The following is a 12794-nucleotide window of genomic DNA, read 5'->3' as shown; positions in this document are numbered from 1 at the left end:
GGGGAGCTTACGATGAAAAACGTTCTGTGCTTTGGTGACAGCAACACCTATGGTTACGATCCGGCGGGCATGCGCGACGGTACCGCGGTGCGCTATGCGCAGGATGTGCGCTGGTGTGGCGTGGTCCAACGTGACTTAGGCGAGGGCTGGCATGTAATTGAAGAAGGCCTCAACGGCCGCACGACGGTACGCGACGACATGTGCCATCTGGACACTAACCTCAACGGCATTCGCGCGCTTCCGATGCTGCTCGAGGCTCATAAGCCGCTGGACGCCATTGTGATCATGCTGGGCACCAACGACTGTAAGACGGTCTTTAACGTGACAGCTTCCGATATCGCCCGTGGCGCCATGGCGCTGATTCGCGCCGTCCGCGCGTTTCCGTGGACCGACGCTGCGCCTTGCCCGCGCATCCTGCTGATGGCTCCTATCAAGATCAAGCCGCAGATCGCCGATGTATATATGACCGATTTTGACGAGCGTTCCGTCGAGGCATCTGAACATTTTGGCGAGTACTATGCGCACGTGGCCGAGCAGTTTGGCTGCGACTTTTTGAATGCCGCCGAGTTTGCCGAGCCGGGCGATATCGACTATCTGCATATGATGCCCGAAAGCCACGAGAGCTTGGGACATGCCGTGGCAGCCAAGCTCCAAGAGATGCTCGGTGAGTAGCGCGACCCCAAGCCACCGCAAAGGGGGCAGGCACCTTTGTGGTGGTTTTGCCCGGGTAAACGAACGGATTGGCTGCCATATGGGCATGGACGAGCTCATCGACCTCTTTGCCGAGGGCGATGAGCTCGTCTCCAATACCGCTTTTGAGGATTTGGATCTTGCCTGCGACGTGGCGAACGGCGCGACCTTCGATGGCGTCGTGTTCCGATCTTGCGAGTTCGATAGCGTTGACTGGAGCGGCTCGACGTTTCGCGACGTGGTGTTTCGCGGTTGCCGCTTTATCCGCTGCAACATGGAAGGCTGCTGGCTCAACCGCTGCGACTTCGTTGACTGCTCGGCGCCGGGGCTCAACTTGCTCAGGGCGCGTCTGTCGAGCGTGTCGTTTACATCGTGCGATTTGAGCTATGCGAACCTTTCGGAGGGACGCATTGGCCCCATGGCTGCGCATGACACGCGTTTGACCGAGGCCGCGTTTCAGGGTGCCAAGCTGGGTCAGATACGCCTGGATGGCTGTGACCTGACGCGTATGGATGTGTTTAAGACGTCGCTTTCCGGCGTGGATGTATCGCGTTGTACATTCGCGGCGCCCGTTGTTTCGGGCGATTACCATGAGTTGCGTGGCTTGACGGTCAATGCCGAGCAGGCGCTGGCACTCTCGGGTTTGTTGGGAATTCAACTCGCCGACGAATAGGCGCTCTGGTCCTTTGCTCGACCGCTATCTAAAATCAAACCGTCGCAACATTTAATGATTTTTCGCGTTTGCACGATTTTCATCGAATGTTGCGACGGTTTTTGGTGCAAGGTAGCCTGTCTTTTTTTGGCAGGTTACTGGCTATTTAGTACTGCCACATGTGGTTGACAGGGCCGGAGCCTTTGCCCATGTCAAAGCCGGCGGCGAGAGCGCCCGTTAGGTAGGCCTTGCCGGCGTTGACGGCGTCGGCAAGATCCATGCCCTGCGCCAATGCGCAGGCGATGGCGGATGAAAGCGTGCAGCCGGTGCCATGCGTGTTGCCGGTCTCGATGCGCTTGTGGCGGAACCACGTGGTGAGCGGATCGCCCATATGGTTGCCTTCGTCATCGAGTGGCGCGGGTTCGGCCAATACATCGTTGGCCTCGTTGACAAGATGCCCACCCTTAACGAGGGATGCGCAACCAAAGCGGCGGGTGAGGAGCATGGCAGCATTTTGCTGTGTGCGCTCGGAGTCGACCTCGTAGTCAAGCAGGGCCATGGCCTCGGGAATATTGGGCGTGATGACGGTTGCTAGTGGGAACAGGCGGCGGGTGAGCGCCTCGGCGGCATCTTCGGCAATCAGCCGTGCGCCCGAGGTGGCTACCATGACGGGGTCGACGACCACGTTTGTCGCGTTCCGGGCGCTCAGGCGGTCGGCGATAACCTCGATAATCTCGGCAGAGGAAACCATGCCGATCTTGACGGCGCTGGGGCGGATATCGTCAAATACGGCGTCGATCTGCGCAGCGACGATATCAGGGGAGATATTCTGCACGGCGGTGACACCGAGCGTGTTTTGTGCGGTGATGGCGGTGATGGCCGTCTCGGCATACAGGCGGTGCGCCGTGATGGTCTTGATGTCGGCCTGAATGCCGGCGCCACCGCTGGAATCGGATCCTGCGATGGACAGGACGGCAGGTACCTTACTGCGATCCATGTTTGCTCCCTTGTTCGGTCGGAATCAAATGGGTCTTTAAGCCAGCATTATAAAGATGCCCGGGCCGACTCTATGTCGAACCCGGGCGGGCGATGCAATCTTTACGCAAATGTAAGCAAATGTTCACACGTCAACAATTGAAGAACACCATGTTACCGATTGTGGCTCCGGTGACGAGTTAGTCCTCCATGCCGAGGTCGATCGTCGTGCCTTCGAACACCTTGTTAACGGTGCGGACGGCGCACATCTTGCCGCACATGGTGCAGGTGCCCTCGGTGGCGGCGGGGGATTCTTCGTAGCGTTTCTTGCCGGTGACCGGGTCGAGAGCACACTTCCACATGGCATCCCAGTCGAGCTTGCGGCGTGCCTGGCCCATCTTGTCGTCCATGTCGCGGGCGTGCGGCACCTTCTTGGCGATATCGGCGGCGTGCGCGGCAATCTTAGTGGCCATGAGGCCATCGAGCACGTCCTGGGCGTTGGGCAGGCACAGGTGCTCGGCCGGCGTCACGTAGCACAGGAAGTCGGCACCGGAGCTGGCGGAGATGGCGCCGCCGATGGCAGCGGTGATGTGGTCGTAACCCACGCCGATATCGGTCACCAGCGGCCCGAGCACATAGAACGGGGCATTGTGGCACAGGCGCTTCTGCAGTTTCATGTTGGCGGCGATCTCGTCGAGCGCCATGTGACCCGGGCCCTCGACCATGACCTGGACGCCGGCGGCCCAAGCGCGCTTGCACAGCTTGCCCAGCTCGATCATCTCAGCGGTCTCGGTGGCATCGTTGGAGTCGTAGAGGCAGCCCGGGCGGCAGGAGTCGCCGAGCGAAATCGTCACGTCGTACTCGTGGCAAATCTCGAGCAGCTCGTCAAAGTACTCGTAGAAGGGGTTTTCGTTGCCGGTGACCTCCATCCAGCCAAACAGTAGCGAGCCGCCGCGACTGACGATGTTCATCAGGCGGCCGGTCTCCTTAAAGGTCTTGGTGACCGACTTGTTGATGCCGCAGTGGATGGTCATAAAGTCCACGCCATCCTCGGCGTGCGCGCGCACGACCTCGAACAGGTCGTCCTTGGTCAGCTTGACCAGCGGCTTTTCCATGTAGCCGATGGCGTCGTACATGGGGACGGTGCCCACCATGAGCGGCGTCTCGTCGATGAGCTGCTGGCGGAACTGGCGCGTTTTGCCCGAGTTGGAAAGGTCCATGATGGCGTCGGCGCCAAAGTCCTCGGCGATCTTGACCTTCTTCCATTCCTCGGCGGCATCGGCCTTGTCGCCCGAGATGCCCAGGTTGACGTTGACCTTGGTGGACAGGCCCTCGCCGACACCAAAGGCGCGCATGCCCTTTTTGATATGCACGATGTTGGCGGGAATGGCGATGCGGCCGTCGGCCACGCGCTCGCGGATGTACTCGGGGTCGCGATGCTCGCGCTCGGCGACTTCCTTCATCTGCGGCGTGATCTGCCCGGCGCGGGCGAAGTCGATTTGCGTGACGAGCTTGGGCTCGGTCTGTGTGCTCATTGGCACGGCTCCCTTCGTTGGCATTACCCATATCAGGTTTGCGGGTCAGGGCGGGCGCGCCCAGTCTCAGCCTGCCGTCTTGTCCTGCAAGCTCCCCGTTTATGTAATGGGCTCAAGTATAGCTCGAATGGGTACGATTGGCATAACGAGCGTGCCTGTGGGGAGGCGAACATGGAAGACAAGCATCTATATCGAGAGACGCAATGGGATGTATCGGCCGAGGAAAGCCGTGCGCACCATGGCCTTGTCGCGATTGGTTTTGCGGTGCTTGCCGTGCTGGTGATTGCCTTTTGTATCTGGACGTTTGGCGGTCACGGCGGCGCAGCATGGGAGTTCGAGGCCGACGATGCCCTGCCGATCATGACAGTGAAGGTTACGGGCGGCAATACCGTTGCCGCGCCGGGCGACTATTGGTATTCGCGCGATGGATTTGTCCAGCTTCAGCTGAGCGGTGGGTCTATTCCTGGTGAGGAAATCGAACGCGTGACGTATGATGCGGCGCTCAAAACGCTGACGGTGAAGCTCAAGAATCAGGGCGACGTGCCTACGACTATGGATATCGCGCTGACGGAATGGCGCTTGGAGCCCCCATCGGGTGCTGCGGTGTCCGAGGTAGAGCACGTTAAGATTACCTACCAAGATGGCTCGACAAACGAAGTTGCCAAAGCCGACGGCTTGGCGGAATAGACGCCGTGCCTAGGCAGCACATTCAAAAGTAGCGGTGGTCCTACAAGGTCTGTTCGTTCAGGAAGACCAAAGTGTTCTTATTTGAAAGCTCGGGAAAGTGACGATAACCAACGTCAAACGCGGTGAGCCCGCTTACATCCTCGAGCTTGTTTTCTGCCATCCAGCGCACCATGGAACCACGTGCCTTTTTGCTGGCGGTCGAGCGCTGGATGGGCTTGCCGTTGCGGATGCCTTCGCCAAAGAGACACGTGACGACCGTGGCGTCGCCCGCGAGATGGGGCAGAACGGCTTTGGCGTACTCTACGCTGGCGAGGTTGACGATCGTGGTGTTTGAGCCTGCCGGGGCGATAGCCCGCGCGAGCTTGTCGCTCCAAAACGCATAGAGGTCTCGGGCATCGTCAACGGCGAGCTTCGCGCCCATCTCCAGCCGATATGGTTCGACGGCATGAAAGGGGCGAACGCACCCGTAGAGGCCAGAGAGGATCCACAGGTGGCTTTGCAGCCATGCGAGCTGCGCGGAATCCATCACCTCGGGCGCCATGCTCTGGTATTGAATGCCGTGGTAGGACATGACGGCAGGGGAGAGGTGACAGGCGAGTGCGGGATTGTCGAGATCGCCGTTTTTCAGGATGGGCCCGAACTCATGCAGGGTGTTGAGGCAAGGCCCCAGCAGTTTGTCACTCACGTTCCATAGCGCCTGCAGGCTGTCGCTGCCTTCATTCCGCTCGATATCTAGCAGTGCGCGGTGGAGGCGAGCCGTCTCGCGCGCAAAGGGTGGAATGCCCAGGACTTCAAAAGCATCTTGGGCCGCGCGCATCTGCTTGGCGGGCGAAATGACGACCTGCAGCATGGACTCTCCTCTGCCAAAAAGGAAGTTGCGGTGGAATACGGTCTGTTTTGGCCGTTTATGGGCCAGTTTAGTCTGTATTTCACCGCAACTGATGAAGGGTTGGTTACGCGCGCTCGATGAAGGCCTTGTAGCCGCGATAGGCCTCGTAGATATCGGCCTTGTTAGCGACCTCCCACAGGGCGTGCATGGACAGGACGGCAACGCCAGAGTCGATGACGTTCATGCCGTACTTAGCCATGATGTATGCGATGGTGCCGCCGCCGCCCGCGTTGACGCGACCGAGCTCGCAGGTCTGGAAGTCCACGCCGGCCTCGTCCATGATGTCGCGGATGAGGGCCACATACTCGGCGTCGGCGTCGTTAGAGCCGCCCTTGCCGCGGCTGCCCGTGTACTTGTTAAAGCACAGGCCGCGACCCATAAAGGCTGCGTTCTTGGTTTCGAACTTGCCGGCGTAGCCCGGGTCGAAGCCGGCGGACACGTCGGAGGAGAGCATGCGGCTGCGGGCGAGCGCGCGGCGCAGGGCCAGCGGGCTATCCTCGCCGGCAAGCGTCATGATCTCGGCGACGGTGTTCTCGAAGAAGCGGCTCGTCATGCCGGTGGCACCCACGGAACCGATCTCCTCCTTGTCGACGATGAGTGTGATGCTCGTGCGCTCCACGTTGGCGACGTTGATCTGGGCGAGCATGGACGGATAGGCGCAGACACGGTCGTCGTGGCCATAGCCCAGAATCATGGAGCGGTCGAGGCCCATGTCACGGGCGGGGCCGGCGGGCACGACCTCGATCTCGGCGGAGAGGAAGTCCTCCTCCTCGACGTCGTACTGCTCCTTGAGGATATCCAGGAACATCTGCTTGACGGGCTCCTTGGGAGCGTCCTTGTCGTCCTCGTCAAACTTGACGGGGCGGCCGCCCACGATCACGTCGAGGATCTCGGCGTCGACGGCGTCCTTGGCGGGCTTGGCCATCTGCTCGCTCGAGAGGTGGATCAGCAGGTCGGAGATGGTAAAGACCGGGTCGTCGGCCTTGTCACCGATGTTGATGTCGACGGTGGTGCCGTCCTTTTTGCAGATGACGCCCACGAGTGCGAGCGGGGAAGCGACCCAGTGGTAGCTCTTGACGCCGCCATAGTAGTGCGTGTCGAGATAAGCCATGTCGCCGGCCTCGAAGGCGGGGTTCTGCTTGAGGTCCAGGCGCGGCGAGTCCACGTGGGCGCCCAGGATGTTAAAGCCCTGCTCGAGCGGGGCGGTGCCCAGGTTGACGAGCATGAGGTCCTTGCCGTGGTTGGCGGCGTACACCTTGTCGCCGGCCTTGAGCGCGCGGCCCTCGGCGATCACGGTCTCCAGATTGACGTAGCCCGCCTCCTCGGCCATCTTGATACCGGCCTTGACGCACAGACGCTCGGTCTTGTTCTCACTCAAAAACTGCTTGTAGCCGCGGCAAAGCTCCTCGAGCTCCTCGATCTGCTGTGGCGTGTACTTTTTCCATGCGCTGGGACGCTCCATGACGCAGGCTCCTTTCGGATCGATCGTGCTGGTTGATGTACCGTGAGCCATCGTATCACGCGCGGGCCCGCGGCGGCAGGGAAGCCTGATGTGCGGTGGCCGCGGGGCGGGGAGCGTGTAAACTGGTGTGAGCAAACCGTGCCCAGCCCAAAGCGAGGTATTCAATATGTCTGAAAAGCGCCGTACCTTTGCCGTCATCGACGGCAACTCGCTCATGCATCGCGCCTTCCACGCCGTGCCGCCGACCATGAACGCGCCGGACGGTCGCCCCACCAACGCGATCTTTGGTTTTCTGAACATGTTCCTCAAGATGATCGATGCCTTTAATCCCGACGGCGTTGTCGTGGCGTTTGACAAGGGCAAGCCGCGCGTGCGTATGGAGATGCTGCCGCAGTACAAGGCGCAGCGCCCGCCCATGGACCCCGACCTGCACGCGCAGTTCCCCATGATCAAGGAGCTGCTCGCCGCGCTCAACGTGCCGATTCTGCAGTCCGAGGGCTGGGAAGGCGATGACATCCTGGGTACTATGGCGCGCCTGGGCGAGCAGGCCGGCTGTGACATACTGCTGGTGACCGGTGATCGCGACATGTATCAACTTGTGACCGAGCACGTCAACGTGGTCTCGACTCGTAAAGGCCTATCCGACGTGGCGATTATGACGCCCGAGAGCGTGGACGATCTGTATCACGGCATTACGCCGGCGCTCGTGCCCGACTTTTATGGTCTGAAGGGCGACACGTCCGATAACATCCCCGGCGTGCCGGGCATCGGCCCCAAAAAGGCGAGCGCGCTCATTGCGCAGTACGGTAGCCTGGACGAGGTCATCGCACACGCCGACGAGGTCAAGGGCAAGATGGGCGAAAACCTGCGCGCACACATCGACGACGCGCTGCTGAGCCGTAAGGTGGCGACCATCCGCACCGATGCGCCCGTTGAGCTCGATTTTGAGGCGACGTCCTTCCCGGCGTTTTCCGCCGATGAGGTTTCCGCGGCGCTGGGCACGCTTGGTATCACCGCCATGCAGAACCGTTTCTTGGCGCTGATCGGCGGCGAGGGCGGGGCAGCTGCCAGCACGTTTGAGATTCCCGCCGTTTTGCGCGCAGCCGCCGGCGATGCTGGCGCGCTTGGTGCCGTTGCGGCTGAGGTCTCCCGCGTGATTGATGCCGGCGAGTGGGTCGCCGCCGTGGTGGACGATGACAAGGAAGAGGGCGCGCTCTTTGGGCTGACGCGCACGCTGTGGTTGGCGACGTCCAAGGGCCTGTTTGCGCTCGAGGAGGGCGACAGTGGTGCGGCGGCTGAGGTTGAGGGCTTCAACTTCGCCCACGGCGTGATTGCCGGCGTGCTCGCGCGTCTGTTTATGGAAGGCCGTGTGGCGAGCCCGGATATGAAGGCGCTTCTGCATGAGCTTTCGCCCATCGATTCTTCTGAGCTCGAGCTCATGGATCCGCTGGCAGTCGATTCCACGCGCATCTTCGATACCATCGTTGCCGCCTACCTGTTGGATTCCGACCGCTCCGAGTTTGACGAGGTGTATCTGGCCGATACGTATCTGCAGATGGCGCTGCCTGCGGCGCGCGGCGCAGAGGGTGCTGGCGAGGATGCTCCTGCGCCCGCCGCTCGCACGGCGGCCTTGACGCTGGCGCTGGTTGCACCGCTGCGTGACCGCATGGCCCGCGAGAACGCCGCCAACGTGTTCGATGGGATCGAGATGCCGCTCGTGCCGGTGCTTGCCAAGATGGAGCGCGCGGGCATGCTCGTGGACCCCGACCGCCTGCACAGTCTGTCCGAGGGCCTGGCGACCCAGATTGCCGATGTCGAGCGCAGCATTCGCGACCTGGCCGGCGACGAGACCTTTAACATCGGCAGCCCCATGCAACTCTCGCACGTGCTGTTTGATGTTATGGGACTTCCGACCAAGGGCCTCAAAAAGACCAAGCGCGGCTACTATTCGACCAACGCCAAGGTGCTGAGCGACCTTGCCCGCGACCACGAGATCGTGCGCCTGATTTTGGACTGGCGTGAGAAGTCCAAGATTAAGTCGACCTATCTGGACACGCTGGGCCCGCTGCGCCGTGGTGACGGGCGTGTGCACACCACGTACAACCAGACCATCACCGCGACGGGGCGTTTGTCTTCGAGCGACCCCAATCTGCAAAACATTCCGACGCGCTCGGAGCTGGGGCGTACCGTCAAGACGGCGTTCTCGGCGGGCGAGGGCAGCGTCTTTTTGGCGGTGGACTACTCGCAGATCGAGCTGCGCCTGCTCGCGCATCTTTCGGGTGACGAGCACCTGGTACGCGCCTTCAACGAGGGCGAGGACTTCCATGCCGAGACGGCCGCGCGCGTATTTGGCGTGCCGGTGTCCGAGGTGACACCCGACCTGCGTAGCCGCGCCAAGGCCGTGAACTTTGGCATCGTGTACGGTCAGCAGGCCTATGGTCTGTCGCAGTCGCTGCACATCTCGATGGCCGAGGCGCGCGATATGATCGATCGCTACTACGAGGCCTACCCGGGCGTGCGCACGTTCCTCGACAATGTGGTGGCGCGAGCCAAGCAGACGGGCTATGCCGAGACCATGTATGGCCGCAGACGCCATATTCCCGAGCTCAAGGCCAAAAACCCACAGCTCCGCGGCTTTGGTGAGCGCACGGCCATGAACCACCCCATGCAGGGCACCGCCGCCGACATCATCAAGATCGCCATGGCCCGCGTAAGCCGTCGCTTGGAAGAAGAAGGCTTTGCCGCCCACATGATCCTGCAGGTACACGACGAACTGGACTTTGAGTGCCCCGTCGACGAAGTCGAGCGCCTCACCGCCATGGTCCGCGACGTCATGGAACACGTAGTAGACCTCCGCGTACCGTTGATCGCCGAAGCCAGCACCGGCATAACCTGGGCCGACGCCAAGTAAAGCCGCCCTCACAACACCAAAGTAACCAAAAACAGAAGGACGCCCCTCATCAACAAGGAGCGTCCTTCATTCCAAAATTTCAGCCAAGTATCTAGACGCCAAGACACCATCTAGGCGGCAAGCAAGTAAACCTAGGACCTGACCGGGCGGCGCGGGTAAGTTTTTCGTAGATTCCGCACGAGCCGGAAAGCACTTAATGTGCTTTCCGAGCGAGCCCAGGACCTGACCGAACGAAAAACTTACCCGCGCCGCCCGGCCAGGTCCGACGAGTAACGTTACCGAGCCGCCAAGATGGCGTCGATGAGCGTCAGTACGCCCCCGTCGTTGTTACTCGGAATGCGCCACTTGGCATGCGCGTTCATGTGCTCCTCGGCATTGTCCACGATAAAGCTATGCCCGACGCGCTCGAGCATGGGAATATCGTTGTAGGTGTCGCCCACGGCGGCGGCGTCGGCGATATCGATGCCCAGGTGGTCGCACAGGTGCGCGACGCCCGACCCCTTGTCGACGCCCAGGTTCATAAAGTCGATCCACTCGCGGCCAGCATTAGTGACATAGAGTCGGTCCGAGAATGCCGGGCTGTAGTCCTCGCGAAACGCTGGCTCGGCATCGTAGGCGGGGAAGAAGATCGAAATCTTGTTAGACTCGATGTCAATGCCCTCAAAGCTATCGACGTAGTTGATCGTGTTGTAGTACACGCTGATCTCGTCGTGGTACTGATGGTCGCGGGCGAGCACATAGAACTCGTCGTAGCAGCACAAGACGGGAACGGCACGCGGGTCCTCCGAGGCACGGGCGAGCACCTGCTGATACAGCGCCACATCGATGTTGCTCTTATAGATATAGCTGCCGCGATAGATGACGCAGGCTCCGTTGTCGGGACAAAAAGCAAGGCGGTTCTTAATGCTTTCGAACATTTCCTCGAGTTTGGGGGCGGGGCGTCCGCTGGCGGGGCAGAATACAATGCCTGCGTCGGCGAGCTTGTCCAGGCGCTCATCAAGACCCTGCGGCAACACGCGCTTGTCGGTGAGCAGCGTCTTGTCCATGTCGACGGCGAGAATCTTAATGCTTCCGATATTGGTGTCCGATTCGTAAGTTTGCATAAAAGCGCGCCTTTCGTTTCGAAATTGTTTCAGACGTTATAACCATCAACCAGTAACTGAGCGTATTGTCGCAGGAACGGAGCGTATTTGCACCACGCTTCACAAAGTAATGAAAAAACTTTTCAGAAATTTGAATTTGTCGCTTGTGCTGCGGGCACTTTAGCGTAATATAGCGACCATCGAAAACGGAGACGGAAATACAACCGCTTACCGAAGAAAAGGTACCGTTTACGATATTAGAATTGCGCCCGGCGATAGGTGAAAGGAGAGGCAGATGCAGTTCGTAAAGATCATCACCACTGCAGATAATGCCATCCGACGCCAGCGCGCAATTTCCCGACGACGATAACAATCGTCTCTGTCCGCATGGGGCGAATTGCCCCAACAGAGTCATTTTGGGGTCGTTGGGTTTTAGCACGATATAAACGCATGTTTCTAGGGCATGCTGTGCTGCTTTTTGCTATTTAACCTGATATTGCACGGTTTTTTGACCTCGAAATGACTTGCAACTGACCGATGTTCTAACTAGCTACCAAGGGCGAAAGGAAACAGCCATGAGCAAGGAAAAAGTCGTTCTCGCATATTCCGGTGGTCTTGATACATCCGTATGTGTCAAGTGGCTCCAGGACGAGAAGAATCTCGATGTCGTTTGCGTCTGCGGCAACGTGGGCCAGGAGGAGACCGGCTTGGATGCCAAGAAGCAGAAGGCGCTTGACCTGGGCGTTCTCGATTGCCAGGTGCTCGACCTGCGCGACGAGTTCTCCGATGAGTTCCTGACTAAGGCCATCGCCGCAAACTCCATGTACGAGAACAAGTACCCGCTGCTCTCCGCGCTGTCTCGCCCGCTGCTCGCCAAGAAGCTTGTCGAGGTCGCTCACGAGTTTGGCGCGACCTACGTCGCCCACGGCTGCACCGGCAAGGGTAACGACCAGGTTCGTTTTGAGGCTGCCGTCAAGGCCCTCGACCCCGAGCTTAAGGTTATCGCCCCGGTTCGCGAGTGGGATCTGAAGTGCCGTCCCGATGAGGTTGCCTATGCTCACGCCCACAACGTGCCGGTTCCCGAGGGCGCCAACGACAACCCCTATTCCATCGACGACAACCTGTGGGGTCGCGCCATCGAGTGCGGTCACCTGGAGGATCCCTGGAACGAGCCGCTCGACGACGCCTGGGTTATGACCAAGAACCCCGAGGACACGCCGGACACCCCGACCTACACCGAGATTGAGTTTGAGGCGGGCAAGCCCGTCGCCGTCGATGGCAAGAAGATGAAACTCTCCGAGATCGTCATCGCCCTCAACAAGATTTCGGGTGACAACGGCTTTGGCCGTCTCGACCTGGTCGAGGATCGTCTGGTGGGCCTCAAGAGTCGCGAGTGCTACGAGGTTCCTGGCGCCCTGACGCTCATCACCGCCCACAAGGCGCTCGAGGACATCTGCGTCGAGGGCGACCTGCTCAAGACCAAGATTAAGCTCGAGCAGGATTGGGCCACCGCCGTGTACAACGGCCAGTGGTACAGCCCGCTCAAAAACGCGCTCGATGCCTTTATGGCCGACACCCAGAAGTTCGTGACCGGCACCGTCCGTCTGAAGTTCTTTAAGGGCAACTGCCATGTCGTCGGCCGCAAGAGTCCGTTTAGCCTGTATGACTACGGTCTGGCTACCTACGACCGCGACACTACGTTTGACGAGAAGGCCAGCGCCGGCTTTATCGAGATCGATACGCTGTCGCTCAAGACGTGGGCTAAGGTCCAGGGCCCCAGCTCTGCTGCCGCCCAGGCCTAGCGCCTCCTTCCTTTGGTATCCGCGCGGCCCATCCGCGTGATACATAACGGGCGCATGGGGTCCCTACCTTTCGTTATGCTTGCTGACACTTCTTAACATCGGTGGCCCC

10 protein-coding genes and 1 riboswitch are annotated in these 12794 nt (G+C 60.2%); of the genes, 5 read left to right on the top strand and 5 right to left on the bottom strand.

Annotation, left to right across the window (positions count from 1 at the left end; translation table 11 throughout):
• Window positions 1-12 precede the first annotated feature (12 nt).
• Both DWW73_RS08695 and DWW73_RS08690 read left to right on the top strand, forming a co-directional pair.
• The gene (locus tag DWW73_RS08695) at window positions 13-672 is read left to right on the top strand and encodes an SGNH/GDSL hydrolase family protein (RefSeq protein WP_117584214.1); all 660 of its coding nucleotides are present in this window, start codon (window positions 13-15) and stop codon (window positions 670-672) included.
• A gap of 79 nt (window positions 673-751) precedes the next feature.
• On the top strand, window positions 752-1363 hold the full coding sequence (locus tag DWW73_RS08690) for a pentapeptide repeat-containing protein (protein ID WP_117779347.1): 612 nt from the start codon (window positions 752-754) through the stop codon (window positions 1361-1363).
• 145 nt (window positions 1364-1508) lie between these two features.
• Here the strand turns inward: DWW73_RS08690 and thiD are convergent, their stop codons facing one another.
• Together thiD and thiC are read right to left on the bottom strand one after the other, a co-directional pair.
• A complete protein-coding gene (gene thiD / locus DWW73_RS08685; protein WP_117779346.1) occupies window positions 1509-2339 on the bottom strand; it encodes a bifunctional hydroxymethylpyrimidine kinase/phosphomethylpyrimidine kinase in 831 nt (276 codons plus the stop codon).
• 178 nt (window positions 2340-2517) lie between these two features.
• On the bottom strand, window positions 2518-3852 hold the full coding sequence (thiC, locus tag DWW73_RS08680; protein WP_099431544.1) for a phosphomethylpyrimidine synthase ThiC: 1335 nt from the start codon (window positions 3850-3852) through the stop codon (window positions 2518-2520).
• Window positions 3845-3960: riboswitch (TPP riboswitch) on the bottom strand. (Overlaps the previous gene by 8 nt.)
• A gap of 63 nt (window positions 3961-4023) precedes the next feature.
• Here thiC and DWW73_RS08675 point away from each other — a divergent pair.
• Window positions 4024-4539 (top strand): hypothetical protein, encoded by a 516-nt coding sequence (locus DWW73_RS08675; RefSeq protein WP_117779345.1) that lies wholly within the window; start codon window positions 4024-4026, stop codon window positions 4537-4539.
• Window positions 4540-4579: 40 nt separating this feature from the next.
• Here DWW73_RS08675 and DWW73_RS08670 read toward each other — a convergent pair whose 3' ends face one another.
• Window positions 4580-5389 carry a YaaA family protein gene (locus DWW73_RS08670; RefSeq protein WP_117647252.1) on the bottom strand — a complete coding sequence of 270 codons (810 nt, stop codon included), beginning with the start codon at window positions 5387-5389 and terminating at the stop codon, window positions 4580-4582.
• Between the two features lie 103 nt (window positions 5390-5492).
• Window positions 5493-6890: an aminopeptidase gene (locus DWW73_RS08665; RefSeq protein WP_117655131.1), complete on the bottom strand. Its 1398-nt coding sequence runs from the start codon at window positions 6888-6890 to the stop codon at window positions 5493-5495.
• Between the two features lie 166 nt (window positions 6891-7056).
• Here DWW73_RS08665 and polA point away from each other — a divergent pair, with 166 nt between their 5' ends.
• Complete coding sequence (gene polA / locus DWW73_RS08660; RefSeq protein ID WP_117779344.1) at window positions 7057-9801, top strand: DNA polymerase I; 2745 nt, start codon at window positions 7057-7059, stop codon at window positions 9799-9801.
• 275 nt (window positions 9802-10076) lie between these two features.
• Here polA and DWW73_RS08655 read toward each other — a convergent pair whose 3' ends face one another.
• Window positions 10077-10904, bottom strand: coding sequence for a Cof-type HAD-IIB family hydrolase (locus DWW73_RS08655; protein ID WP_117779343.1), 828 nt, complete (start codon window positions 10902-10904; stop codon window positions 10077-10079).
• 554 nt (window positions 10905-11458) lie between these two features.
• Here DWW73_RS08655 and DWW73_RS08650 point away from each other — a divergent pair.
• Window positions 11459-12685 (top strand): argininosuccinate synthase, encoded by a 1227-nt coding sequence (locus tag DWW73_RS08650; protein ID WP_035138001.1) that lies wholly within the window; start codon window positions 11459-11461, stop codon window positions 12683-12685.
• Window positions 12686-12794 lie beyond the last annotated feature (109 nt).

The sequence above is a fragment of the Collinsella sp. AF16-8 genome, assembly GCF_003462695.1.
Classification (GTDB): Bacteria; Actinomycetota; Coriobacteriia; order Coriobacteriales; family Coriobacteriaceae; genus Collinsella.
The sequence above is the reverse complement of the archived record's forward strand: the minus strand, read 5'-3'. Positions and strand labels throughout refer to the sequence as shown.